This is a genomic window from Microbacterium sp. R1, assembly GCF_015159725.1.
GTDB lineage: Bacteria > Actinomycetota > Actinomycetes > Actinomycetales > Microbacteriaceae > Microbacterium > Microbacterium oxydans.
On record NZ_JADDUD010000001.1, the window covers coordinates 1599806 to 1625687 of the forward strand.

Annotated in this window: 23 protein-coding genes; 17 read left to right on the forward strand and 6 right to left on the reverse strand. The window is 67.7% G+C overall.

The window, feature by feature from the left end; genetic code table 11:
- The first annotated feature begins 223 nt into the window (after window positions 1-223).
- Together ILP86_RS07895 and ILP86_RS07900 are read left to right on the forward strand one after the other, a co-directional pair.
- Window positions 224-2368 carry a DEAD/DEAH box helicase gene (locus ILP86_RS07895; protein ID WP_058632305.1) on the forward strand — a complete coding sequence of 715 codons (2145 nt, stop codon included), beginning with the start codon at window positions 224-226 and terminating at the stop codon, window positions 2366-2368.
- A 203-nt stretch (window positions 2369-2571) separates the two neighbouring features.
- Window positions 2572-3600, forward strand: a complete 1029-nt coding sequence (locus tag ILP86_RS07900; RefSeq protein WP_046748279.1) for a 6-phosphofructokinase — start codon at window positions 2572-2574, stop codon at window positions 3598-3600.
- A 217-nt stretch (window positions 3601-3817) separates the two neighbouring features.
- On the opposite strand, the gene ILP86_RS07905 is transcribed toward ILP86_RS07900, so the two are convergent.
- Window positions 3818-5917 carry a S9 family peptidase gene (locus ILP86_RS07905; RefSeq protein ID WP_193761735.1) on the reverse strand — a complete coding sequence of 700 codons (2100 nt, stop codon included), beginning with the start codon at window positions 5915-5917 and terminating at the stop codon, window positions 3818-3820.
- A 155-nt stretch (window positions 5918-6072) separates the two neighbouring features.
- On the opposite strand from ILP86_RS07905, the gene ILP86_RS07910 reads away from it, so the two are divergent.
- The 4 genes from ILP86_RS07910 (at window position 6073) to ILP86_RS07925 (ending at window position 10300) form a co-directional block, all read left to right on the forward strand.
- A complete protein-coding gene (locus ILP86_RS07910; protein ID WP_046748281.1) occupies window positions 6073-7464 on the forward strand; it encodes an inorganic phosphate transporter in 1392 nt (463 codons plus the stop codon).
- Window positions 7461-7796, forward strand: a complete 336-nt coding sequence (locus tag ILP86_RS07915; protein ID WP_061015993.1) for a hypothetical protein — start codon at window positions 7461-7463, stop codon at window positions 7794-7796. Before ILP86_RS07910 ends, ILP86_RS07915 begins: the two co-directional genes overlap by 4 nt.
- Before the next feature lie 60 nt (window positions 7797-7856).
- Window positions 7857-8777 carry a phosphodiesterase gene (locus ILP86_RS07920; protein ID WP_058632302.1) on the forward strand — a complete coding sequence of 307 codons (921 nt, stop codon included), beginning with the start codon at window positions 7857-7859 and terminating at the stop codon, window positions 8775-8777.
- Window positions 8778-8839: 62 nt separating this feature from the next.
- Window positions 8840-10300, forward strand: a complete 1461-nt coding sequence (locus tag ILP86_RS07925; protein ID WP_046748284.1) for an aspartate ammonia-lyase — start codon at window positions 8840-8842, stop codon at window positions 10298-10300.
- Between the two features lie 64 nt (window positions 10301-10364).
- Here ILP86_RS07925 and ILP86_RS07930 read toward each other — a convergent pair whose 3' ends face one another.
- A complete protein-coding gene (locus ILP86_RS07930; RefSeq protein WP_193761736.1) occupies window positions 10365-11234 on the reverse strand; it encodes a fumarylacetoacetate hydrolase family protein in 870 nt (289 codons plus the stop codon).
- Between the two features lie 202 nt (window positions 11235-11436).
- On the opposite strand from ILP86_RS07930, the gene ILP86_RS07935 reads away from it, so the two are divergent.
- The 4 genes from ILP86_RS07935 to ILP86_RS07950 all read left to right on the forward strand — a co-directional run bounded on the left by ILP86_RS07935 (window position 11437) and on the right by ILP86_RS07950 (window position 14691).
- Window positions 11437-12639: a PrsW family intramembrane metalloprotease gene (locus ILP86_RS07935; protein WP_046748291.1), complete on the forward strand. Its 1203-nt coding sequence runs from the start codon at window positions 11437-11439 to the stop codon at window positions 12637-12639.
- Between the two features lie 49 nt (window positions 12640-12688).
- Window positions 12689-13369, forward strand: coding sequence for an alpha/beta fold hydrolase (locus ILP86_RS07940; RefSeq protein WP_193761737.1), 681 nt, complete (start codon window positions 12689-12691; stop codon window positions 13367-13369).
- Window positions 13370-13587: 218 nt separating this feature from the next.
- A complete protein-coding gene (locus ILP86_RS07945; RefSeq protein ID WP_046748293.1) occupies window positions 13588-13956 on the forward strand; it encodes an FKBP-type peptidyl-prolyl cis-trans isomerase in 369 nt (122 codons plus the stop codon).
- A 180-nt stretch (window positions 13957-14136) separates the two neighbouring features.
- Window positions 14137-14691, forward strand: coding sequence for a YceI family protein (locus ILP86_RS07950; RefSeq protein ID WP_045265072.1), 555 nt, complete (start codon window positions 14137-14139; stop codon window positions 14689-14691).
- A 32-nt stretch (window positions 14692-14723) separates the two neighbouring features.
- On the opposite strand, the gene ILP86_RS07955 is transcribed toward ILP86_RS07950, so the two are convergent.
- Entirely contained in the window at window positions 14724-16016 is a 1293-nt protein-coding gene (locus ILP86_RS07955) for an MFS transporter (protein ID WP_193761738.1), read from the reverse strand.
- Window positions 16017-16203: 187 nt separating this feature from the next.
- Here ILP86_RS07955 and rpsO point away from each other — a divergent pair, with 187 nt between their 5' ends.
- From rpsO to ILP86_RS07970, 3 genes are all read left to right on the forward strand, one after another.
- Entirely contained in the window at window positions 16204-16473 is a 270-nt protein-coding gene (gene rpsO, locus ILP86_RS07960) for a 30S ribosomal protein S15 (protein WP_017830938.1), read from the forward strand.
- Window positions 16474-16642: 169 nt separating this feature from the next.
- A complete protein-coding gene (locus ILP86_RS07965) occupies window positions 16643-17512 on the forward strand; it encodes a hypothetical protein (RefSeq protein ID WP_193761739.1) in 870 nt (289 codons plus the stop codon).
- Entirely contained in the window at window positions 17505-17834 is a 330-nt protein-coding gene (locus ILP86_RS07970; RefSeq protein ID WP_058630511.1) for a transcriptional regulator, read from the forward strand. Before ILP86_RS07965 ends, ILP86_RS07970 begins: the two co-directional genes overlap by 8 nt.
- 6 nt (window positions 17835-17840) lie before the next feature.
- On the opposite strand, the gene ILP86_RS07975 is transcribed toward ILP86_RS07970, so the two are convergent.
- The gene (locus ILP86_RS07975; protein ID WP_193761740.1) at window positions 17841-18845 is read right to left on the reverse strand and encodes an isopenicillin N synthase family oxygenase; all 1005 of its coding nucleotides are present in this window, start codon (window positions 18843-18845) and stop codon (window positions 17841-17843) included.
- A 151-nt stretch (window positions 18846-18996) separates the two neighbouring features.
- Here ILP86_RS07975 and efeU point away from each other — a divergent pair, with 151 nt between their 5' ends.
- The 3 genes from efeU to efeB are packed head-to-tail and all read left to right on the forward strand — an operon-like array spanning window position 18997 to window position 22512.
- Window positions 18997-19941: an iron uptake transporter permease EfeU gene (gene efeU, locus ILP86_RS07980; RefSeq protein WP_193761741.1), complete on the forward strand. Its 945-nt coding sequence runs from the start codon at window positions 18997-18999 to the stop codon at window positions 19939-19941.
- Complete coding sequence (gene efeO / locus ILP86_RS07985) at window positions 19938-21170, forward strand: iron uptake system protein EfeO (RefSeq protein WP_193761742.1); 1233 nt, start codon at window positions 19938-19940, stop codon at window positions 21168-21170. Before efeU ends, efeO begins: the two co-directional genes overlap by 4 nt.
- Before the next feature lie 37 nt (window positions 21171-21207).
- The gene (gene efeB, locus ILP86_RS07990) at window positions 21208-22512 is read left to right on the forward strand and encodes an iron uptake transporter deferrochelatase/peroxidase subunit (RefSeq protein WP_193761743.1); all 1305 of its coding nucleotides are present in this window, start codon (window positions 21208-21210) and stop codon (window positions 22510-22512) included.
- Window positions 22513-22516: 4 nt separating this feature from the next.
- Here efeB and ILP86_RS07995 read toward each other — a convergent pair whose 3' ends face one another.
- Window positions 22517-23392 carry a serine hydrolase gene (locus ILP86_RS07995; protein ID WP_193761744.1) on the reverse strand — a complete coding sequence of 292 codons (876 nt, stop codon included), beginning with the start codon at window positions 23390-23392 and terminating at the stop codon, window positions 22517-22519.
- 10 nt (window positions 23393-23402) lie between these two features.
- Window positions 23403-24545, reverse strand: a complete 1143-nt coding sequence (locus ILP86_RS08000) for an acyltransferase family protein (protein ID WP_193761745.1) — start codon at window positions 24543-24545, stop codon at window positions 23403-23405.
- Window positions 24546-24655: 110 nt separating this feature from the next.
- Between ILP86_RS08000 and ILP86_RS08005 the strand changes: the two genes are divergently transcribed.
- Window positions 24656-25882 carry an LLM class flavin-dependent oxidoreductase gene (locus ILP86_RS08005; RefSeq protein WP_046748303.1) on the forward strand — a complete coding sequence of 409 codons (1227 nt, stop codon included), beginning with the start codon at window positions 24656-24658 and terminating at the stop codon, window positions 25880-25882.

Consider the following 25882-nt stretch of genomic DNA (forward strand, 5'->3'; position numbering starts at 1 on the left):
GCCCGCTGTCCGAGTTCCGGCGCGGCGCGGCGCGGGCAATCGCGTTCGGGCGAGCGTCATGACATAGAATGGATATCGGCTCCCGCCGGACTTCGCGAATCTCGCGTACCACGACGGGAAGAAGACCCACTGTTCGTACGGTCCTGGCTCGTGCCACACGCGGACAACGAGAACGGCCCATGGCTTCCTGGGGGAAGCCGGAGCTTTCACGCTCAGGAGGAGCATGCCGACCACGGCAACCGCCGCCACGCGGCGCAAGAAGACGTCCCGTCGCGACGACGAGGCACCCCTCATCCCGATCCTCGCGCGCAAGGTGCGCGAGATCGAGGCGAAGTCGCAGCGCGGCAAGCTCGGACCCACGAACCGGGTGAAGTTCCAGGTGATCGCCTTCCTGGTGCGCGAGGAGCGCGCGAGAGTGAAGGCCGACAGCGAGATCACCGATCCCGCACGCGTCGAGCTGCTCAAGCGGCTCGACGGAGTCGCGACGATCCTCGCCAAGACGGCAGCCCGCGACACGTCGCTCATCCAGCTGCTCGAGGCCGACCAGGCGACGTCGCCGGTGGCGAAGCGCATGCGTCGGGACTGGCTGCTCGAATCCGGAGCTGAACTGGCGCCGGAAGAGCTCATCATCGCCGACGCTGCCCCGGTGCAGATCTCGATGGTTCCCGCCGCGATCGCCGAGCGACAGGTGACCCCGCCCTCGGTCGAGGCGCGGCAACTGGCCAACCCGTTCCTGGCTCCCGACCTCACGCCGCGTCCGGCCGCCACCCCGCGCCGTCGTCTGGACGGCTGGGAGCTCATGGGTCCGCTCTACAAGGCGTTCGAGACAGGGGCCGGCGGCGCTGCGGCGTCGATGGAGCTGCCGCCTGCACCCGAGTTCGACCACATCTCGCCCAAGGGCCTCGAGGTCATGGTGCACCAGTCGCGGTTCCTCGAAGCCGTGAAGGCCGGGCACCGCAGCTTCCTGCTGGCGGACGAGCCGGGTCTCGGCAAGACCGCGCAGTCCGTGCTCGCAGCCTCCGTCGCCGGTGCATACCCGCTCCTGGTCGTGGTGCCCAACGTCGTGAAGATGAACTGGGCACGCGAGGTCGAGCGGTGGACGCCGCAGCGTCGTGCGACGGTCATCCAGGGAGACGGCGACGACATCGACGCCTTCGCCGACGTCTTCATCGTCAACTACGAGATCCTGGACCGGCACATGTCGTGGCTCGCGTCGATCGGCCTGCGAGGCATGGTCGTCGACGAGGCCCACTTCATCAAGAACCTCTCGTCGCAGCGGTCGCAGAACGTGCTGTCGCTGGCCGCTCAGGTGCGCGAGCGCACTCCGGGTCACAACCCTCTGATGCTCGCCCTCACCGGCACGCCGTTGATCAACGATGTCGAGGACTTCGATGCGATCTGGCGTTTCCTTGGGTGGACGACCGGTGAGAAGCCGGGCCCTGAGCTCATGGAGAAGCTCGACGCGACGGGCTTCACACCGGCAGACAAGGCCTTCTACCCGGAAGCGCGCGACGCCGTCATCTCGATGGGCATCGTCCGTCGCAAGAAGAAGGACGTGGCGGCGGACCTTCCGGACAAGCTCATCGCCGATCTGCCGGTCCAGCTCGACGACGAGTTCGGACGCAGCATCCGCCAGGCCGAACGCGAGCTGGGGGAGCGGCTCGCCGCTCGCTACCGTCGCATCATCGAGGCGCGAGGAGATCGCGGCCTCGCCCCCGGCGAGATCGACGACGACATCGTGCGGCTGGTCGCTCAGAACGAGCTCGAGGAGTCGAAGGCCGCTGGCACAGGCGGAGACAACGTCTTCACCATGGTGCGCCGTATCGGTCAGGCGAAGGCTCCGCTCGCAGCGGACTACGCCGCACAGCTCCAGCGCTCGGTGGGCAAGGTCGTCTTCTTCGCGAAGCACATCGACGTCATGGACCAGGCGGAGGCGCACTTCGCCGCCGCGGGCATCCGCTCGGTGTCGATCCGTGGAGACCAGACCACCGCGGTCCGGCAGCAGGCGATCGACGACTTCAACGGCGACCCCGAGGTCGGCATCGCCGTCTGCTCGCTCACCGCGGCGGGCGTCGGTCTCAACCTGCAGGCCGCGTCGAACGTGGTCCTCGCCGAGCTGTCCTGGACGGCTGCCGAGCAGACGCAGGCGATCGACCGCGTGCATCGGATCGGCCAAGATGAGCCGGTCACTGCATGGCGGATCATCGCCGCGCACACGATCGACACCAAGATCGCGGAGTTGATCGACCAGAAGCAGGGGCTCGCGGCTCGCGCGCTCGACGGGGAAGCGGTCGACGAGTCGGCGGCTGAACCGGTGCAGCTGGCGGCACTCATGCATCTGCTGCGTCAGGCGCTCGGCGAGATCTGAGCGTCAAGAACCACTGTTCTTAACGCGCTGCGGAGGGTCAGATCGCCGGCGATCGGGAAGTTCATCGATTTCGGAGAATCCAGCCGTCAAGATCGACGTTTTTCGTCGCTCCCGAATGGCGCCCGGACGTGCCGGGGCGCTAGGGTCGATCGAAGGCAGCGTCGCCTTTTCCCCCCATCTCCCGAACGTCTGAAGGCACCAGCATGAAGATCGGCATCCTGACGAGCGGCGGCGACTGCCCCGGCCTCAACGCGGTCATCCGCGGCATCGTGCTCAAGGGCACCACCACGTACGACCTGGAGTTCGTCGGCATCAGAGATGGATGGCGTGGCCTGGTCGACGGTGACTTCATGCCGTTGACCCGACACGAGGTGAAGGGCTTGTCGAAGGTCGGCGGCACCATCCTGGGCACCAGCCGCACCAACCCCTACGAGGGCGAGCGCGGGGGAGCCGAGAACATCGCCAAGACTCTCTACGGGCACAAGATCGACGGCATCATCGCGATCGGCGGCGAGGGCACACTCGCCGCGGCCGACCGTCTCGCGAAGGACGGGATCAAGGTCATCGGCGTCCCCAAGACGATCGACAACGACCTGCAGGCGACGGACTACTCGTTCGGCTTCGACACCGCGGTCAACATCGCCACGGACGCCATGGACCGCTTGCGCACGACCGGCGACTCGCACCAGCGCTGCATGGTCGCAGAGGTCATGGGCCGGCACGTCGGCTGGATCGCGCTGCATGCCGGCATGGCCGCAGGCGCTCACGTGATCTGCATCCCCGAGGTGCCGATGTCCATCGATGACATCACGGAGCTCGTGACCAGTGCACATGATCGCGGACGTGCACCACTGGTCGTCGTCTCGGAGGGCTTCAAGCTGCTCGGCATGGACGAGGCATACAGCGACAAGGGGCTCGACGCGTTCAATCGCCCGCGCCTCGGCGGTATCGGAGACCAGCTCGCCCCTGAGATCGAGCGCATCACGGGGATCGAGACGCGGGCGACGATCCTCGGACACATCCAGCGTGGTGGATCGCCCTCTGCTTTCGACCGCGTTCTCGCGACGCGGCTCGGACTGCACGCGGCTGACGCGATCGTCGACGGTGCATGGGGTCAGATGGTCGCGATGCAGGGCACCGACATCGTGCGTGTGCCGTTCGCCGACGCGCTCGGTGAGCTGAACACGGTTCCCCGCTACCGCTACGACGAGGCGGCTGCACTCTTCGGTTGAGCCCGGGGCCCGTCTGCAGCTCGCGCCGGTTCGGGTCACCTCGCGGAATCATCCTCGACCCGCATTCTCGGGACGACGCGGCGACGGGCCACCGCGCCGGAACAGGCCGCTTGAGTCGCAACCTGCCTGTTCCGGCGTGATCGCCTGTCCTCGCGCTCGCACTCACGCAGGCGTGTCCTCGCGTTCGTTCAGGCGCGAACGCGAGGACAGTCCGGTGTCACACCTCGGCGAGGCCGAGAGTGTCGAGGAGCCAGGCGAGCTCGAACGCCCGCTCCTTCCAGGAGTTGTAGCGTCCGCTCACGCCGCCGTGCCCCGCGACCATCTCGCACTTGAGCAGCACGTCGGTGGCCCCGGCCTCGCGCAGACGGGCAACCCACTTCGCCGGCTCCACGTAGAGCACCCGGGTGTCGTTCAGCGAGGTGACCGCGAGGATCCGCGGATACCGGACGCCGTCGCGGACGTTCTCGTACGGGCTGTACGACTTCATGTAGGCATAGACATCCTTGTCGTGAAGCGGGTCGCCCCACTCGTCCCACTCGATCACGGTCAGTGGCAGCGACGGATCGAGGATCGTCGTCAGGGCGTCCACGAAAGGCACGCCGGCGAGGATCCCGGCGAACAGCTCGGGCGCGAGATTCGTCACGGCGCCCATGAGCAGACCGCCGGCGCTGCCACCCTCTGCCACCATCCGGCTCGGAGTGGTCACACCCGTCTCGACCAGATGCTCGCCGCAGGAGACGAAGTCGGTGAAGGTGTTGCGCTTGTGGAGGAGCTTCCCGTCCTCGTACCACTGCCTGCCCATCTCGCCGCCTCCGCGCACATGGGCGACCGCGAAGATCACACCGCGGTCCAGCTCGGAAAGACGCGCGACCGAGAATCCGGGATCGATCGAGTGCTCGTACGATCCGTAGCCGTAGAGGTGCACAGGGCGCGGTTCCGCTCCCGGCTCCCCGAACGAGCGCTTCCAGACGAGTGAGATCGGCACGCGCACGCCGTCGGCCGCGGTGGCCCATTCGCGTCGCTGGCCGTAGTCCGTCGGGTCGTAGCCACCCAGCACGGGTACCTGCTTGCGCAGCACCAGCTCACGGGTGGCGAGTTCGAGGTCGTACACGGTTCCCGGCGTCACGAACGACGTGTACCCGAGGCGGAGGAACGGCGAGTGCCATTCCGGGTTTCCGCTCACGCCCGCCGAGTAGAGCGGCTCGTCGAAGGCGAGTTCCTCGACCGCATCCGTGACGTAGTCGAGCAGGCCCACACGCTCCAGACCTTCGCTGCGGTACTCCACGGTGGCGAAGTCGCGGAAGGCCTCGACCCCGAGCAGTCGCCGTCCCTGCTCGTGGGGGAGCACCACCCGTCGTCGGCCCTGCGGGTCGGAGGCGGAGACCGAGACGAGCTCGAAGTCGAGCGCCCCGTCGTTGTGGAGCACGAGCAGCCGGTCATCGCCGTCCACGACCGCGTGCTCGATCGAGTACTCGACCCCTTCTCGACGGGGCCAGACGAGACGCGGTTCAGCGGTGAGGTCGCCGTTCAGATCGACCAGATACTCCTCGCTCGTGATGCTCGATCCCACGGCGATCACCAGGTACCGGCGGCTGCGGGTGATCCCGGCGCCGAGCCAGAACTTCTCGTCGGGTTCGTGGAAGAGCTTCGTATCCTCGGACACCGGGGTGCCGAGTCGGTGCAGCCACAGGGTATCGGGGCGCCAGGCCTCGTCACGGGTCGTGTAGAGCACACCGGTGCCGTCCGGGGTGAAGAAGGCGCCGCCCGTGTTCGGGATCTCGTCGTCGAGGGTGGTGCCGGTGGCGAGGTCGCGCACGTGCACCGTGTAGAGCTCGTCGCCCTCGAAGTCCGTGGACCAGAGCAGCTTCGTCGCATCGTCGGAGGTGTCGAAGGCGCCGAGCGAGAAGAACTCGTGGCCCTCGGCCTCGTGGTTGCCGTCGAGGAGCACGACCTCGCCGGGGACGGGGACTCCCGGTTCGAGGCGCGGGGGAGTCCAGTCGCCGGGCTCGGCGGCCGCGCGGCAGTGGATGCCGTACTGCGCGCCCTCTTCGGTGCGGCTGTAGTACCACCAGTCACCACGGCGGGTGGGGACGGAGAGGTCCGTCTCCTGCACCCGTCCCTTGATCTCCTGGAACAGCGTCTCGCGGAGCGCGGAGAGATGTGCGGTCTCGGAATCGGTGTGGGCGTTCTCCGCTTCCAGATGGGCGATGACCTCCGCGGAATCCTTGGCGCGGAGCCATTCGTATGGATCATCGAAGGTATCGCCGTGGTGGGTGCGGAGCGTCGAACGGCGGTCGGTGGCGGGGGCATCAGTCACCGTCTCACGCTATCCCAGGTCGAGTTGACCGGCACGGGGGAGGGTGGGAGGATTTACCGGGGCCGGTTAACGGAAGTCAAACCCACGGTGAACTCTTCGTTCGTCACGTCGATCACGTCGACATCTCCTTCTTCCTCAACGACCGAAAGCGAACGGTGGAAACCGCAGCCCTCATCGTCGTGCTTGTCATCGCGCTGGCACTCTTCTTCGACTTCACCAACGGCTTTCACGACACGGCGAACGCCATGGCGACGCCGATCGCCACAGGTGCGCTGAAGCCCAAGACCGCCGTCCTCCTCGCCGCGGTCCTCAACCTCGTCGGCGCCTTCCTGTCGACGGAGGTCTCCAAGACGATCTCCGGCGGCATCATCCGCGAAGACGCGATCATAGACGCGGGGACCGACCTGTTCCTGTCGCTGATCTTCGCCGGACTGATCGGCGCCATCACCTGGAACATGCTGACCTGGCTGCTCGGTCTGCCGTCGAGCTCGTCCCACGCCCTCTTCGGCGGACTGATCGGCGCGACCATGGTCGGCGCGGGCATCAGCGGGATCGACTTCGGCATGGTGCTCTCGAAGATCGTGCTCCCGGCTCTGATCGCCCCTGTCACCGCCGGCCTCATCGCATTCGCGGCCACCAAGATCGCCTACTCGATCACCCGTCGCTACGACGGGAAGCCCGATGGGCGCGATGGCTTCCGGTGGGGGCAGATCTTCACTTCGTCCCTCGTCGCGCTCGCGCACGGGACGAACGACGCGCAGAAGACGATGGGTGTGATCACGCTGGCGATGATCACCATCGGATGGCAGTCGGGAGCGCACCACGAGCCCGAGCTGTGGGTCATCATCGCCTGTGCGTTCACGATCGCTCTCGGCACCTACCTCGGCGGCTGGCGCATCATCCGCACCCTCGGCAAAGGGCTCACCGACGTCAAGCCGGCGCAGGGTTTCGCTGCGGAGAGCTCGACCGCAGCCACCATCCTCGCCTCCAGCGCCCTCGGCTTCGCCCTCTCCACGACGCAGGTGGCCTCCGGCTCGGTCATCGGCTCCGGTCTCGGACGTCGTGGCTCCACCGTTCGCTGGCGGACCGCCGGCCGTATCGGTGTCGGCTGGCTGCTGACGCTCCCCGCGGCAGGAGGCGTCGGGGCTCTTGCAGCGCTGCTCGTCGTCTGGCTCGGCAACTGGGGTGTCGTGATCGATGCCGTCATCGCGCTCGCCATCATCCTCGGACTCTTCATGCGGTCACGCCGCAACGCCGTGACGCCGGCGAACGCCATGAGCGACGTCGCCGAGTCGGGCCGTGCGATCGAGCTGCCGGACACACCTCCGCCGACGAGGCGTCAGCAGCGCATCGAGCAGGCCAAGGCCGAGGCTCGGGCCCGGGCCGAGGCGCGTGACAAGGCGAAGGCCGAGGCCAAGGCCCAGGCGAAGAAGGACGCGGCGGCGAAGGCGAAGAAGAAGGCCGACGCCAAAGCGACCACCAAGGCATCGAAGACCGCGTCGACGACGCAGAAGCCCGACGCCGGCCGGAACGGAGAGTCCGAATGAGCGTCTCGATCGACTGGTTCGCGTTCCTCCAGGTGTTCGCGGCCGCCCTCATCGGCGCCGCCGCCATCGTGACGTTCTACGCACTGGGGCTCCGCCTCCTCGTCCGCAGCGGTCGTGCACCTGTCGTGAGCCCCGCCGAGTTCACCGACGCGATCACGGTGATCACGGAGAAGGAGCTGAGGCGCGCCGAGAAGCAGGCTGCCAAGGCCGCCCGCAAGAGCCCGCTGACCGAGGGGCAGAAGTCCCTCGCACTGGTCGGCGCCTATGCCTGTTTCGCGCTGTGCGGTGTCGCCGTCGTCAGCGGGATCCTGCTCCTGGTCCTCGGACACTGATCGACGGCGAACCGCACGGATCCCGCTCCTCGGTGAACGCTCGGCCATAGGCTGGGGCTCATGTCCGCAGGAACAGGCAGTCCCTACGTGTTCGGCAGGCACGAGCCCGCATCTCATGTGCTCGTCCACGTCAGCGACCCGCATTTCCTCGCCGGGGGGATCCGGCTGGGCGGACGCTACGACGTCGAGTCGAACTTCGCCCGCACGCTGGAGGCGATCCGGGCAGTGCATCCGCACCCGGCTGCGATCGTCGTGACGGGCGACCTCGCCGACCTGGGGGAGCCCGAGGCGTACCGGCGACTGCGGGCAGCCGTCGAGCCGGTGGCCGATCAACTGGACACGCCGGTCGTCTGGGTCGCCGGCAATCATGACGAACGCCCTGCACTGCGCGCCGAGCTGCTCGGTCTGGAGCCGACGGAAGACCCTGTCACGGGAATCTGGGACCTCGACGGCCTGAGGGTCATCGCGCTGGACACGAGTGTGCCGGGCTGGCATCACGGCGACCTCGATGAGGGCCAGCTCTCGTGGCTGGCCGACGTGCTCGCCGAACCCGCGCCGCTCGGGACGATCCTGGCCATGCACCACCCGCCGCTGCCGAGCCACCTGCCGCTGTTCGACATCCTCGAGCTGCGGCACCAGGACGAGCTCGCCGACGTCATCCGGGGAAGCGACGTCCGCGGAATCCTCGCCGGCCACCTGCACTACTCGTCCCACGGCACCTTCGCCGGTGTTCCGGTCAGCGTCGCATCCGCCACCTGCTACACGATGAACGTCGCGCGCCCCGCCGCCGAGGTGAACGGCATGGATGCCGCGCAGGCATTCCAGCTCGTCCACGTGTACGCCGACACCATCACGCACACCGTCGTCCCCGTGACCGGCGCCGAGACCGGCGACTACTTCTCCGCGGACTGGCTCGAACGCATGGCGGAGCTCAGCCCGGAAGGGCGACTCGAGGCCTTCTCCCGCAAACCAGGACGCTGAGCGGCGTAGACTGAGGGGCATCCCCCACCCTTCTCACCCGCCACGACCCACGAGGATGTGACATGGCTTCTGCCGCGCCTACCCTGACCCGTACCGAGACCGATTCGCTCGGGAGCATGGAGATTCCCGTCGACGCGTACTGGGGGATCCATACCGCCCGCGCCGACGCGAACTTCCCGATCACGAAGCGGCCGATCTCCGTGTACCCCGACCTCGTGGTCGGTCTCGCGATGGTCAAGCAGGCGAGCGCGCGTGCGAACCGGGAGATCGGCGTGCTCGATCCGGAGCGGGCTGATCTGATCGATCGCGCAGCGCAGCGCGTGATCGACGGCGAGTTCCATGAGCAGTTCACGGTCGGCGTCATCCAGGGTGGTGCCGGAACCTCGACGAACATGAACGCGAACGAGGTCATCACCAACATCGCGCTCGAGATGGCCGGTCACGAGAAGGGCGACTATGCCTTCCTCTCGCCGATCGACCACACGAACCGCAGCCAGTCCACGAACGACGTGTACCCGACCGCGGTGAAGATCGGCCTCTCGCTGACCCTGCGCTCACTGCTCGAGGAGCTCGACCTGCTGCGGCTGTCCTTCCTGGGCAAGTCGCGCGAATTCCACGATGTGCTGAAGGTCGGTCGCACCCAGCTCCAGGACGCCGTGCCCATGACGCTGGGGCAGGAGTTCAACGGTTTCGCCACGACCCTCGGGTACGACCACACGCGACTCACCGAGAACGCGTCCCTCATGTTCGAGATCAACATGGGCGCGACGGCGATCGGTACGGGGATCACGACCCACCCGGGGTACGCACCCGCCGTCCTCAAGCACCTGCGTGAGATCACCGGTCTCGACCTGCGCACGGCCGGCGACCTCGTCGAGGCCACCAGCGACACCGGGTCGTTCATGTCGTTCTCCTCGACGCTGAAGCGCAACGCGATGAAGCTCTCGAAGATCTGCAACGACCTCCGTCTGCTCTCGTCCGGACCGCAGGCGGGTCTCGGAGAGATCAACCTCCCGGCCATGCAGGCGGGCTCGAGCATCATGCCAGGCAAGGTCAACCCGGTCATCCCGGAGGTCGTGAACCAGGTGGCGTTCGCGGTCGCCGGCGCCGACATGACCGTGACGATGGCGGCAGAGGCAGGACAGTTGCAGCTGAACGCCTTCGAGCCGGTGATCGCGCACTCGATCTTCCAGTCGATCACCTGGATGCGTCAGGCGATGTGGACCCTGCGCGTGAACTGCGTCGACGGCATCACCGCCAACCGTGACCGCCTCGGCGCCATGGTGGGGGCATCCGTTGGCGTCATCACAGCCCTCACGCCCTTCATCGGCTACGCGGCGGCGGCCGCTCTGGCGAAGACGGCGCTGCTGACCAACCGCAGCGTTGCCGACCTCGTGGTCGAAGCCGGTCTGATGTCTCGCGAAGAGGTCGTCAAGCAGCTGTCGCCGGCACGTCTCTCCGGCCTCGAGACGATCACGGCGGCGATCCCGGTGGTGGCGTCGGAAGACCTGATCGAGATCTGACCGTATCGATACGACGAGGGGGACGGATGCGGCGCATCCGTCCCCCTCGTCGTATCGTCCGTGCTCAGTCGGTGATCCGGCAGTGCGTGGTCAACTCGCCGATGCCGTCGATGCCGACGGTCACGGTGGAGTGGTCGCGGAGGAAGATCTGCGGGTCGCGTGAGTATCCGGCACCGCCGGGGCTGCCGGTCGAGATCAGGGTGCCGGGGAGCAGCGTGAGCGACTGCGAGAGGTGGGCGATGAGCTTCGCGACCGACCGGACCATCTGGTCGGTGCTCGCGTCCTGCACGGTGTGGCCGTCCACGACGGTCCAGATGTGGAGGTCCTGCGGGTCTGCCACCTCGTCGGCGGTCACGGCGAAGGGCCCGGTCGGAGTGAATCCGTCGAACGACTTGCAGCGGGACCACTGCGCCTCGGAGAACTGGATGTTCCTGGCCGTGATGTCGTTCACCACCGTGTAGCCCCAGACGTGAGTCAGGGCATCGGCCTCGGCGACGTCCTTGGCGGGGGTGCCGATGAGCACGCCGAGCTCGGCTTCGTAGTCGACGGCTTCGCTCAGAGCGCGCGGCCACGACGTGGTCTGGTCGTGACCGGTGAGCGAGTTCGGCCACAGGGTGAAGACCGTCGGCGCGGCGTCCGTCTTCAACCCCAGCTCGCTCGAGTGGGCGGCGTAGTTGAGGCCGACGGCCAGCACTGCGGGGGGAGTGAGCACCGCGGAGTCGAAGGCCCACCCGTCGAGCGGGTGCCGCGGGGCTGAGCCGTTCTCCAGGGCCCCGCGCAGAGCGTCGAGAGCCGATTCTCCTCCCTCGATCAGCTGCTGCAGGGTGGCAGGAGGGTCTGTCAGGAGGTCAGAGACGAGAATGGCGTCCGATCCCTCGATCACGGCGAGAGCCGCGTGGGGGGAGTCAGGACGGCGCAGGTGAGCGAACCGCATGCTCCTACGCTACCGGGTGGGTGCAGGTCGCCGGGTGGAGGGCGTCGCCATATCCGGACCATCGACGTTGTGCCCATAAGCTTTGCCTATGAGTTCCGGAGGACCGACCCAGCCGCAGCAGCCCTCGCCGTATGCTCCTCCGCCCGCGTCGCAGCCGACGTCCGGACCGACACCGCCGCCTCCCTACTCACCCGCTTATCCCGTGGCCTCGACGCCGCCGACCGCTGCGAGGAGGTCTGTCGCGGGCTACGCCTCTCCCCTCGCGCAGCCGACTCCGTACACGCCGCCGGCTCCGGTCGCCCCATCGCCCGCGGAGTCGCTTCCCGCTCTGCCCGTGCCGACGAGGAAGGGCCGCACGATATCGCTCTGGCTCTTCGGCGTGCTCGGTTTCCTGCTGATCGCGCTCGTGGGCTACTTCGTGTGGGCGCTCGGATCCTTCGCCTCCGTGGTCGGTCTGGTCCTCGCGCTCATCCCGCTCACGATCGTGTTCCTCGGCGTCCGGCTGATCGATCGCTGGGAGCCCGAGCCCAAGCGGCTCGTCGCGTTCGCGATCGCCTGGGGTGCGGTGGCCGCGGTCGGGCTCACGCTGCTGGTCGACACGGCGCTCACGCTCCTGCTCGGCATCCGGTCTGAGGAGTTCGGTGCTGTCGTGCAGGCACCTGTCGTGGAGGAGCTCTGGAAGGGCCTCGGCGTCTTCCTCATCTTCCTGCTCGCCCGTCGGGCGTTCGACGGTCCTGTCGACGGCATCGTCTACGGAGCCCTGGTCGGTGCGGGCTTCGCCTTCACCGAGAACATCCAGTACTTCGGGGTGAGCTTGATCGAGGGCGGGGGAGAGCAGCTGACCGTGACCTTCGTCGTGCGCGGACTCCTCTCGCCCTTCGCTCACGCCATGTTCACCGCGATCACCGGTTTCGCGATCGGCATGGTCGCTCGTCGCCACGGCTCGGCGCGGGCTGCGGCCGGAGCCGGAGCACTGGGTCTGGTCGGAGCGATCCTGCTGCACGCGCTCTGGAACGGGTCAGCGACCTTCGCGGACTTCTTCGGGCTCTACTTCACTCTCCAGGTGCCGCTGTTCATCGGTTTCATCCTGGGCATCGTCGCGCTGCGACGGGAGGAGGCGCGACTCACGAGAGCCCGCCTGGAGGACTACGCCGCTGCGGGGTGGTTCACCCCGGAGGAAGTCACGATGCTGGCCACACCCGGCGGACGCAAGGTGGGTCTCGCGTGGGCATCCCAGCTGCGCGGCGACCGGCGTCCGCTGATGCGGGCGTTCATCAAGGACGCGACCGAGCTCGCCTCTGTCCGGCAGCGGGCTATCACGGGACGCGACCCGATGGCCGTCAACGACGAGCGTGCGCTGCTGATCCGCACCAGGGCCACGAGGGCGGCTCTCCTGGCCTACTGACGTGCGGCCGCGGCCGGCGTACTCTTCTGGCAAGGAAGGGCGGTGGCGGATGAGGACGTTCGTCGTGATCCACGGCGGTGGTGACGTCGGCTGGTCGTGGCATCTCGTGGCAGCCGAGCTGCGCAGGCGTGGTCACGCGGTGTTCGCCCCTGACCTGCCCGCCGACGACGACACCCTCACGCTCGAGGACTATGCCGAAGCGGTCGTGGACATCGTCGGTGCACGCCGGGAGGTGACGGTCGTCGGGCACTCCTTCGGGGCGTTCACCGCGCCCCTGGTCGCTGCACAGCTCGCCGCCGATGAGCTCGTCCTGTTCGCTGGCATGATCCCCACGCCGGACGAGTCCCCGAGTCAGTGGTGGGAGAACTCCGGGTACACGGTCGCTTCCGCGTCCCGATCCGCGCAGGACGGAGGGCTGACCGGCAATGCGGATCCGCTCGTCAGCTTCTACAACGGCGTCCCGCGCGCGCTTGCAGAGGAGGCATTGCGGCGCGAGCGCGCGCACCCGTCGCAGGAGGCGATGGAGCGGCCGTGGCCGCTTCGGGAGTGGCCCGACGTGTCGACGCGAGTGGTGGTGTTCTCGGACGACCGCTTCTTCCCCTCCGGGTTCCTGCGCGACCTGGCTGCGACCCGCCTCGGGCTGACCGCGGATGAACTCCCAGGTGGTCACTGCGCGATGCTGAGCCACCCCGTGGAGATCGCAGACCTGCTGTGCGCAGACGCCGGGTGACCGCGGAGCGCGGGCCTGTGGCAAGACTCAGCGCCCGGTGCTGCGGCGATGCCTGCGAGTCTCCCGGGCGCTGAGTTGATCTGTAAACAGGGTGCACCCGGCCCCGCGCGAGTGTCAAGAGCTTCTTCCCCCGGCGCCTCGATGAAGTTGCGAGGTGTTCGCTGTGAGCAGGTGCCGGTGCGTTGACCCGGTCCATCGCGCTCGGGTTTGATGGACGTATGACTGATCGCACAAAGCCTGAGTTCGACGCCCCCACCGGCCCTGCGCCCGCGGACCTCGTCATCCGCGACATCATCGAGGGTGACGGTGCCGAGGCGAAGCCCGGCGACACCGTCACCGTGCACTATGCGGGGGTCGAGTTCGACTCCGGCGAAGAGTTCGACTCCTCCTGGGGTCGTGGTGAGACCATCCAGTTCCCGCTGCGGGGTCTCATCCAGGGCTGGCAGGACGGCATCCCCGGCATGAAGGTGGGTGGCCGCCGCGAGCTGATCATCCCGCCGCACCTGGCCTACGGCCCCGTAGGCGGAGGTCACTTCCTCTCCGGCAAGACCCTGATCTTCATCATCGATCTCGTCGCCGTCGGCTGATCCGGGCTCGCTCAACGAGGCGCCCCGCTCCTTCGGGAGAGGGGCGCCTCGTGCTGTTCGGGAAAAGTTTCTTCATTCAGGGGAATACATGCTTCTGAATGTAAGTTGTCACAGTGGTCGCGGTGAACGCGGCCCCTGTCCCTTGCCGCAGCTGCGGCTGACGTCTCCAGAGGAGAAGCAATGACCAGCATCGACATCCCCGGCTACCGTCCCGGCACCTGGGTCCTGGACCCCTCGCACAGCGAGGTCACCTTCAGTGTCCGTCACATGATGATCTCGAAGGTGCGTGGCACCTTCGGCGTCAAGAGCGCCACCCTGATCGCTCCGGAGAACCCTCTCGAGGCCAAGGTCGAGGCATCCGTCGACGTCACGTCGGTCGACACCAAGGACGAGGGCCGCGACCAGCACCTCCGTTCCGCCGACTTCTTCGACACCGAGAACTTCCCGACCATGGAGTTCGTCTCGACCGGCGCACGCGCCGAGGGCGGCGACCTGTTCGTGGACGGCGACCTCACCATCCGCGGCATCACGAAGCCGGTGACCTTCGAGCTCGACTTCGGCGGATTCGGCAGCGACCCGTGGGGCAACTACAAGGCCGGCGCATCCGCCAAGACGGTCATCAACCGCGAGGACTTCGGCCTGACCTGGAACGCTGCGCTCGAGACCGGCGGCGTTCTCGTCGGCAAGGACGTGACCATCAGCCTCGACCTCCAGGGCGCGCTGCAGCAGGACTGACGCGTCGGATCGAGACCGGAACCCCGGGCCCGTCAGGGCTCGGGGTTCTCTGCGTCGTAGTCGTGGAAACGACGGCTGCGGCGGGCGAGCGTCGCCACCAGAGCGATCACCAGGAAGCCGCCGAGCATGGGCGGGAACCAGAGGCTCGTCAGTGTCGCGAGCGTCCCCGCGTACAGCGCCCCGACGCGGGGACCGCCGGCGACGACGACGACGAAGAGTCCCTGGAGGCGTCCGCGCATCGCGTCGGGCACGGCGGCCTGCATCATCGTGTTGCGGTAGATCGAGCTGACGTTGTCGGAGGCGCCGGAGAGCGCCAGTGCGATGCACGCGGCGATGATGAGGCCCACGTGTGGCTCGACCTCGCTCGCCGGTGCGGAGAGCGCGCCGATGAGCAGCACGGCGCCGAAGAGCAGGATCGATGCGCCGTAAGCCTCGACGGCTCTCGCGATCCCTCGACCGTGCCAGCGGTACTGCACGACGCGGCCGGAGAACAGACTCGAGGTGAAGGTCCCGACGGCGACCGCGGCCGTCAGGATGCCGGTGGTCAGTGCACCGCCGCCGAGGAGAACCGTGCCGAGCGCCGGGAACAGCACGAGCGGCTGTCCGAACGTCATCGCGATGATGTCGATGATGTACTGCATGCGGATGTTGCCGGCCTTGCGGAGGAACCGCCAGCCGTCGACCAGAGACTCCAGTCCGGGGCGGACGGCCTCGCCCTCCGGGCGCAACGCCGGCAGCGTCCACAGCCCGAGGAACATCGACAGCATCAGCACCACGTCGATCGTGTAGGTCCATCCGTAGCCGGTGAGGGCCACGAGGAGGCCCGCCAGCGCGGGACCTGCCATGACGGTGAGCCCGAAGGCGACGCCGTTGAGTGCCGATGCCGCGGCGAGTTTTTCCCGCGGGATGAGACGCGGGACGATCGCGGTGCGCGTCGCCATGCCCACGGAGTTGGCGGCCGAGTTGATCATGCTCAGGGCGTACAGCCACCAGATCGTCTCCGTGCCCGTCCAGGTGAGCGCGGCCAGGAGCGCTGTGGAGGCGAAGGTGACGGTGGCGGCGATGAGGGCTACCCGGCGCCTGTCGAACGCGTCGGCGAGCATCCCGCCGTACAGGCCGGCGAGGATCATGGGTACCAGTCCAGCGACGGCGATCATGGAGACGGCGAAGGTGTTCTGCGTGAGCTCGAACACGTGCAGCATGACCGTGACGATGGTGAGCTGGCCGCCGATGCCCGCCAGGGTCGAGCCGATCCACATCCGGGCGAATGCGGGGCTGGATGCGAGAGGGGAGAGGTCGATCAGATGACCGCGTCTGGGGGTCACGCTTCGGACTGCTTCTGCACGGTTCGAGACTAGTTGACCACCGCCGAGATCCCTTCGGTGCCCGTGTCACCCGAGCGCGCCGACGACTGGTAGACTCGTCAGGTTGCCGTTTGATCGGCCGCGGATAAAGAGAGCCCACGCATCAGGCGTCGGGCGCCGCGCAACAAGCTGAAAGGGGATCGAATCTATGGCACTGGAAGCAGACGTCAAGAAGGCGATCATCGAAGAGTACGCGACGCACCCCGGTGACACCGGATCCCCCGAGGTGCAGGTCGCGATGCTGACGCAGCGCATCAAGGACCTCACTGAGCACCTGAAGGAGCACAAGCACGACCACCACTCGCGTCGTGGTCTGTTCCTGCTCGTGGGTCAGCGCCGTCGTCTGCTCGGCTACCTCCAGGACATCGACATCGCGCGCTACCGCTCGCTGATCGAGCGTCTCGGACTTCGCCGCTAAGGCACCGCGACCCTGCGTTCAATCGCGCAGAACATTCTTGAGAAGGCCGTCCCACGGTGTGGGGCGGCCTTCGTCGTGCCCGCGTGCGTAGCGGTGCCGGTTGCCGCCCGCCTGACTTTCCGATAGGAAAGTCATAGAGCTTTCCACGTGGAAAGCGGGGGAGGTCGTCATGGAGCAGAAGCCGATCGAAGGTCAGGACGCTCTGGTGCCCCCGGACCCGGAGACCGCTCGGCGCTATCTCGAGACGGTGGAGGCGGTGGTGGACCGGCGTGACCGTGCCGTCGACCGACGCGCTCTCGCCCGACTGCAGATCGGCAACGCCGTGGTCATGGCGGCGTATTTCGTCGCCTTCGCGCTCGTCCTCCGGCAGGACGACGTGCTGGCGTCGCAGATCGTGCTGTTCACTCTCCTGGTCTGGGGGCAGCTGTCCGCCGGGATGGCGCAGCGCACGGGTATGCAGTGGCGGATGACGCGCTCGCGGTGGCCGCTGCTGCTCGGCGGCGCAGTGATCGTCATCGGTGCCTTCGTGGTGTTCGGGTTCGCTGCTCTGGATACGCGACTTCCCGTCGGGGTGGTGCTCATCCCGGCAGCCATCGTGCTCGTCGGAGTCGGAGGGCATGGCGTCGTGCAGCTCATACGGGCTGCGGGTGACCCGCGTCGTCCGCGTCCGGCTCCCCTGCCGCTGCCGCGTCGGCTTCGTTGGGGCACCGTGCTCGTCGGCGTCGCGTTCGCCGTGCTGACGATGCTCGCGGGATCGCCGGACGACGTGCTGAGGAGCGTCATCACCCTGCTCGTGATGCTGTGCCTCGTGGCGTGGATCGCCGCCTCCGCCTCCGAGCTCGGTCTCCCCGCAGTCGGCGCGTCCTGGCGCTGGCCGCACCTCACCGTCTTCTTCGTCGCCGCCTGCATACCCGTGGGCATCGTCGTGGGATCCGGATCCCTCGGCAACCCAGGAATCGCCGGCGTGTGTGCCGGTGCCGGCGTGATCGCGTCGTTCGTGGCTGTCTCCTTCGTCGCGGGGCACGGCGAACGTGCGTGAGTCCGCCTCCGTCCCGCACCCGCGCACGCGGCTGGACGACAACTTCGCCTCGCCGATCCGGTTCTCCCTCATGGCCGGACTGGGCGACGGGATGGAGCTCGACTTCTCAGCCCTGCGGGAGATGCTGCAGTGCGGCGACTCGCCCCTGAGCAAGGCGATCGCGCACCTGCAGGCCGCCGGGTATGTGGTCGCGCGCAAAGGCACGGTCGGGGGGCGCTCGCGCACCTGGGTGCGTCCGACGAAGGCGGGGCGTGATGCCTTCGCCGCGCACCTTCAGGCACTGCGCGAGATCGTCGCCCTCAGCGGTGGGGCGGAACTGTGACGTCCCTCAGGCGGTCGCGCCGACGAGGTCGGGGTGATGGATCGCCGCGACATCGGGGTGCGCACGAAGCCGAGACTTGAGCGCGTTCTCGCCGTAGGTCGCATGGATCGGATTGCCGGGATCCTCGGTGACTCCGGTCGCTTGCGCAGCGAGGTCAGCGGGGAGCTCGAGCAGTGGCAGCTGCTGATCGAGCGCGGGGTTGAAGAAGAACGGGATCGAGATGCGCTCCTCCGGTGCCCGCGGTGAGATCACACGGTGGTTCGTGGCCTTGAGGTATCCGCCGGTGGCGTACTCCAGCAGCTCGCCGATGTTGACGACGAAGGCGCCGGGCACCGGGGGAGCAGAGACCCACTCACCGTCACGCTCGACCTGGAGTCCGCCCTTGCCGGGCTCGACCCACAGCAGCGTCAGCACACCGGAATCCTTGTGCGCTCCGACGCCCTGCTGCGGTTCCGGCTCGTCCGTGCCCGGGTATCGCACGATCTTGATCAGAGTCGACGGATCGCGGAACGGCTCGTCGAAGTAGGTCTCGTCTGCGCCGAGAGTGACAGCCCAGGCGCGAAGAAGCTTGTGCGCGATCTCGGTCAGGGTGTCGTGCCACTCCGTGACGATCTCCTTCAGCTCCGGCTGGGCGGCGGGCCAGAGGTTGGGGCCGGTGAGCCGGTTGAAGGCGGGGCCGCCGTCGACGGGTTCGCGCTCGGGGCCGATGTCGATCTGCTCGCGCCAGTCGACCTTCCCCTGCGTCCGCTCGCCGCCCACTCGGGTGTACCCGCGGAAATGCGGACTGTTCACGTTCTCGATCGCGAGCTTGTCCTCTTCGGGCAGGGCGAAGAAGTCGAGCGCCGCCTGATGGAGCCGGGCCTCGAGCTCGGAGGAGATCCCGGTGCCGGTGAGGTAGAAGAAACCGACGTCGTGCGTCGCGGCCCGCAGTTCTTCACGGAATCGTGCGGCGGAGTCGGGGCCTTCGTCGAGCTGGGAGAGGTCGAGGACGGGGAGCGAGAGTTCAGCCATGGACCGAGGCTACGTCGCCTGGACGGGGAGGGTGCCCTGTGTTGCAATCCATTACTTCCCGCCGTCGGGGTTCGGAGCACGTCGATCGCGGTGCTAGAGTCATCCTTCGGTAAGGGCCGCCTTACCTCAGTCACCGCAGAGAGTGTTTTCCGTGCTCGCCACTTTTCTCATCGGGCTCCGCGAGGGTCTCGAAGCCGCGCTCGTCGTCGGTATCCTCGTCGCCTACCTCCGTCGTCTCGGCCGGAAGGATGCCCTCCCGAAGATGTGGGCAGGAGTCGGTCTCGCTATCGTCCTGGCGCTCGGCATCGGAGCTGTGCTCACGTTCGGTGCGTACGAACTGACGTTCCAGGCGCAGGAGCTGATCGGCGGAGGTCTCTCGCTGCTCGCCGTGGCCATGGTGACCTGGATGATCTTCTGGATGCAGCGCGCTGGTCGCAGCATGAAGGCCACGCTGGAGGGCGGTATAGATCGTGCGCTCACCGCCGGCGGGCTCTGGGCCCTGATCGCCATCGGCTTCGTGTCGGTCGCGCGCGAGGGTATCGAGACCACGCTGTTGCTGTGGTCGATGGTCCAGTCCTTCGGAGACGCCCCCTCGGCGCTGCTGGGCGCGCTGCTCGGACTGATCGCTGCCGTGATCATCGGCTGGCTGATCTCCCGCGGCGCGCTGCGACTCGATCTCCGCCGCTTCTTCGCCTGGACGGGGGGCTTCCTGGTGATCGTCGCCGCCGGTGTCCTCGCCTACGCGCTCATGGATCTCCAAGAGGCCGGAGCGCTCCCTGGCCCGTTCACCGCTCTGGCCCCGATCGATGCGGTGACCGGGGGCGTGGCCGTCGGATGGGCGGCCTTCCCCTTCGGCTGGGCATTCGACGTGTCGGTGACGATCGCCCCGGGCGGCCCTCTCGCCTCGATCCTGCAGGCGACCATCGGATTCATGCCGGCGATGACCTGGTTGCAGGTCGTCGCCTGGGTCCTCTACATCTCCGTCGTCGGATGGCTGTACATCCGCGGCCTCCGCTCGAGCCGCGCGGCGAAGCCGCAGAGCCCGACGGAGCCCTCATCGACATCTCCCTCCCTCTCACCTCAAGGAGCAGCATGACCACCTCGCACCGGATCCTGGGGGTGCTGGCCGCCACCGGCGCCGCGGCGCTCGTCCTCAGCGGCTGCGTCGCGAAGAGCGATGCACAGGCCACGGCGGCGTTCGACGTCTCGTCGACCGACAGCGACTGCGCCGTGTCGGCGTCGACAGCCGAGAGCGGGACTCTCACCTTCGACGTCAAGAACGACACCGGTCAGGTGACGGAGTTCTACCTTCTCGCCGAGGACGGGCTCCGCATCGTGGGTGAGGTCGAGAACATCGCACCGGCAGCATCGCGCACGTTGACCGTGGTCGCCCAGCCGGGCGACTACTTCACCCTCTGCAAGCCGGGCATGGTCGGCGACGGCGTCGGGAAGACGGCGTTTACCGTCACCGGGGACCGTGTCGCGGTCGACGGGCCCGATGCCGAGCAGAAGCAGAAGGCGGTCGATCTCTACGGTGCCTTCGTCAAGGATCAGGTCGGTCAGCTCGTCCCCGCCGTCGAGGACTTCGTCGCCGCCTACGAGTCCGGCGACGACGAGACCGCCCGCACCCTGTTCCCGCAGACTCGCGCCTTCTACGAGCGCATCGAGCCCGTCGCGGAGGCGCTGGGCGACCTCGACCCGCGCATCGACTACCGCGAGGTCGACGCCGTCGCCGAGAAGCTCGATTGGACGGGCTTCCACCGCATCGAGAAGGATCTGTGGGTGCCTGCGCAGGACGCGCTGAACGCGGACGGTGAGACCCCTGCGTGGCAGGACTGGGCGCCGTCGACACCGCAAGAGCGTGCCGATTACGGCGACCTGCTGCTCGCCGACGTGCAGGAGCTGTACGACTACGTGCACTCCGACGACTTCACCACCGCGCTCGACGACCAGGGCATCGGCGGCATCTCCAACGGAGCGATCGCGTTGCTCGATGAGGTCGCGACCGGCAAGATCTCCGGCGAGGAGGACTGGTGGTCCGGCACGGATCTGTACGACTTCGCGGCAAACGTTGAGGGCTCCAAGATGGCGTTCTCGCTCGTGCAGGAGTTCGCCGCCGCACAGGGCGATCAGGGCAAGGAACTGGTCGCCGAGATCGAGTCCGGTTACACCGCCCTCGAGGACTCGCTCGCGACCCACGGTTCGCTCGCAGCCGGATTCGTGGGCTACTCGGAGTTGACCGAGGCCGACAAGCGCGAGTTCACCGATCTGATCAACGCCCTGGCCGAGCCGCTGTCGCAGCTCACCAGCACGGTCCTCGACTGATCAGCGTCGAGTCGGCCCACCGGATACGATCACGGACGTGAACGAGTCAGAAGCGGGTGCCGCGCACGGCGAATCGGCGTCGGGCGGGGCATCCACCCCGACCGGACTGAGCAGGCGCGGCCTTCTCGGGCTGGCCATCGGTGGCAGTGTCGCGGGGCTCGCTGTCGGGACCGGCGCAGGCCTCACCGGTGGAGTCGCACTGGGGCGTGCCAGGGCTGCCGATGACGCGCATTCGGCCTACGACTTCTTCGGAGAGCATCAGGCGGGCATCACCACTCCGGTGCAGGACCATCTGCACTTCGCCAGCTTCGACATGATGCCGCGCACCGACCGCGATGACCTGATCTCCCTGCTGCAGGACTGGTCGTATGCGGCGTCGCGCATGGCGCAAGGACTCGAGGTCAGCGTGACCGGCGCGGTCGGCGGACCGGCCGAGGCGCCTCCGGACGACACGGGAGAGGCGCTGGGGCTGCCCGCTGCAGGACTCACGATCACGTTCGGCTTCGGACCCGGTCTCTTCGAGAACGAGGACGGTGACCGGTACGGCATTGCCGCGCAACGGCCGGCGGGGCTGGAGCGTCTGCCCGCCTTCCTCGGCGACGACCTCGATCCTCAGACCTCTCACGGTGACCTCTGTGTCCAGGCCTGTGCCGACGACCCCCAGGTGGCGGTGCACGCCATCCGCAATCTCAGTCGCATCGCGTTCGGCCGCGCGCGCCTGCGCTGGTCGCAGCTCGGCTTCGGTAAGACGTCGCGCACCACGGCGACGCAGGCGACCCCGCGCAACCTCTTCGGATTCAAGGACGGCACCGCGAACATCCTCGCCGACGACACCGAGGCGCTGAGGGATCACGTCTGGGTCGCCGCGAAGGACGAGCCGGCGTGGCTGGCCGGTGGTTCCTATCTTGTGGCCCGGAAGATCGCGATGCTCATCGAGACCTGGGACCGGGTGCGGCTCTCCGAGCAGGACACGATCATCGGCCGCGACAAGGGCGAGGGTGCACCGCTCTCCGGCGGCGATGAGTTCACCGCTCCGGACTTCCACGGCAAGGCGATCGACGCCGACAGTCACGTGAGCCTCGCGCACCCGGAACACAACGACGGCATCCGCATCCTCCGCCGCGGCTACAACTACGTCGACGGCAACAACGAGCTCGGTCGGCTCGACGCCGGGCTGTTCTTCCTCTCGTATCAGCGCGACCCCGCGCAGTTCATCGCGTTGCAGCGGCGGTTGTCGACCGACCTCATGAACGAGTACATCCGCCATGTCGGTTCGGGCGTCTGGGCGGTGCCGGCGGGCGCGAAGCCGGGGTCCTACGTGGGAGCCGCGCTGTTCGCCTGAGCTGTCACGGCTCGCGTGTGCTCGTGAGCGTCTCCACCGCGAACGCAGCGATGGCATCGGCGCCGAAGTGATCGTCGGCCGTGATGGTCACCACGGCGTCGTCGAGGAAGATGAGCAGTTGGCCGTAGGCGCCGTGAAGTCTCCACGCCGGCCCGGGGCCGCCCCATCCTGCAAGGGCGTAGCGATCGTAGTCCGCGCTCTCGCCGGCGACCCGCCATTGCGTGTGCATCGCGTCGGTCCATTCTGGGGCGATCAGCTGTCGGCCCTCCCACGCGCCGCGTTCCCTGATGAACAGGCCGAGGCGCGCCAGCTCATCGGTGCGCAGGGGCAGGCCCCCTCCCGCGGCGATGCGACCCTGAGGGCTGCGCTCCCATTCCACGTCATCGATGCCGAGCGGGCGGAACAGTCGGGCGTCGAGGTATTCGCCCACATCTCCGACGCGCGCGGCAAGCGCGGCCATGGCGGTGTACGTGCTCGCGTTCGAGTACTGGAAAGAGCGTCCGCCCGACGGGCGTCGCAGGAACTCGCGGGCCAGGTCCGGCCAGTCCGTCAGCAGCGTCTCGGACCACGGCAGATCGATCCCGCTGGTCATCGAGAGCAGATCCCGCAGCGTGACGTCCTCGACGCCATCTCCCAGCTCGAAGTCGGGGAGGTAGATGCCGACGGGCACGTCGAGCGACACCGCGCCCTCGTCGGCTGCCATTCCCGCAGCCAGAACGCAGACACCTTTCGCGATGGAGTGGACGTCCTCCCGCACGTCGTCGGTCCAGCGATGTTCAGCGGTCTCGGTGGCGACGCGGACGTGCAGCCCGTGAGCGCCGAAGTCCGTCTCCTCGATGCGTTCGACGATGCGGTCTCGGACGGTCTGTGCGCGGCTCACGCCTTCGAGGCTATCGCCCTGGCTGGCGGGGGCGTCGTGAGCCCGTCGGGTCGTTCCGGCGCCCCTCCTTGGAGGCGAGCGCCGGGTCGGCGAACAGCCACCCTGGCCGGGGTTCCACCAGGGGGCGGAAGACCCACCTGACCGGCTTCGTCGCCAGCGCGAGGGCGATCAGCACCGACGCCACGGTGACGAGGGGGAGCCAGATCCAGGTCGGCTCGAGGCTCTGCAGGACCCCGCTCTCGCGGAAGGGGTACAGCACGAACGAATGCAGCAGGAACACGTACATCGTGTACTGTCCGAATGTCGTCCACCAGTGGGCGCCCCGCGGGATGAGGGCGAAGAAGGCGGCGCTGAGCACGACGGCGAGCATCATCAGGAGTATCCGCACCCCGCCGGCCCACCACTGCTCCCCGCCCAGATCGGCATAGGAGTCCTCGTAGAAGAGCCAGTGCCGCAGATCGGCCGCCTGCCACAGCGGAAGCCAGTTCCAGGCGGCCCAACCGGTCAGTGCGAAGATCGCGACGGCGCCGCCGCGGATCCACCAGGGACGGAAGTCGAGGAGACGGAACCTGTCCACGATGTCGTGCTCGCGCAGCCACCAGCCCAGAGTGAAGAAGGGAAGGAGCCCCAGGGTGCGGGACAGCGAGAACGTGCTGTCGACGTTCGGCAGGTATCCCACGCCGACCGAGATCACCACTGTCCACAGCAGTGGCCACCGAAGCAGCGCGAGGTACGGGAGCACGAGCCGGAAGATCCCGAGTGCGAGGAGGAACCACAGCGTCCAGCTCGGCTTCGTGATGTTCGGATCGACCTGTCCCTCGACGAGCCACTTGGTGAGTGTCCACAGCGTCTCGAAGATGACGTAGGGGAGCAGGATGTCCGTGATCACCCTGGCCATCTGCGTCTTGGAGGGGGAGCCGGACTTCGAGAAGTAGCCGGAGATGATGGCGAACGCCGGCATGTGGAACGCGTACAGCGCCAGGTAGAACGCGAAGGCGATGTCGGAGTCGTACGTCAGGCGCTGGATCGCGTGACCGAGCACGACGAGCACGATGCAGACGTATCGTGCGTTGTCCCAGAACGGCACACGCCTCCGCCTGCGGGGGACCGATCCTGTGGTGGGCCCTGAGACGTCGGCGCCGGCACTGCTCATCGTTCGAGGCTACAGGCCGGGAATAAAGTTGATGTGAGCGCGTTGACACAGATACATTCAAATGAATAGAACGGGATGCGAGTCGTCCGGTTCGGAGACACGGAGCAATCATGAGCGAGCAGTCAGGCGCGCAGGCGATGCAGTTCGGCATCATGTCGGTCAGCGACATCACCCGCGATCCCACCACGGGAATCACCCCCAGCGAGCAGGAGCGCATCAAGGCGACGACGGCGATCGCCGTGCACGCCGAAGAGGTCGGACTCGACGTCTTCGCGATCGGCGAGCACCACAACCCGCCGTTCTGGTCCTCCAGCCCCACGACCTTCCTGGCGGCACTGGCCGCGCAGACCGAGCGCCTCATCGTCTCCACGTCGACGACGCTCATCACCACGAACGACCCTGTGCGCATCGCCGAGGAGTACGCGATGCTGCAGCACGTGTCCGACGGCCGCATGGACCTCATGCTCGGCCGCGGCAACACCGGCCCGGTGTACCCGTGGTTCGGGCAGGACATCCGTCAAGGTCTGCCGCTCGCGATCGAGAACTACGCCCTGCTGCACAAGCTGTGGCGTGAGGACGTCGTCGACTGGGAGGGCAAGTTCCGCACCCCGTTGCAGGGCTTCACCTCGACGCCCCGTCCGCTCGACGGCATCGCCCCGTTCGTGTGGCACGGCTCCATCCGCACCCCGGAGATCGCGGAGCAGGCCGCCTACTACGGAGACGGGTTCTTCGCGAACAACATCTTCTGGCCGAAGGAGCACTACCAGCGGCTCATCGAGCTGTACCGTCAGCGCTTCGAGCACTACGGCCACGGCACGCGCGAGCAGGCGATCGTGGGACTCGGCGGCCAGGTGTTCATGGCCGCGAAGTCGCAGGACGCGGTGAACCAGTTCCGCCCGTACTTCGACAACGCGCCGGTGTACGGTCACGGTCCGAGCATGGAGGACTTCACGGAGATGACCCCGCTGACGGTGGGCTCTCCGCAGCAGGTGATCGACCGCTACGCCGGCATGCGCGAGCACTATGGCGACTACCAGCGCCAGCTGTTCCTCATCGACCACGCTGGTCTGCCGTTGAAGACGGTCCTCGAGCAGCTCGACATCCTCGGTTCCGAGGTCGTCCCCGTGCTGCGCAAGGAGCTGGCGAAGGACCGCCCCGCATCCGTGCCGGACGCGCCGACCCATGCCGCGCGCGTCAAGGCCGAGTTCGGTGACGGGCCGACCCGTCAGGCGCGCCCCGGTGCGAACCGCGGAGACAACCTCACCGGGGACTCGCCCTACCAGGACACCCCGGCGCCCGCGGGTGCTGCCTTCGGACTCGGCCGGAAGGAGGCCTGA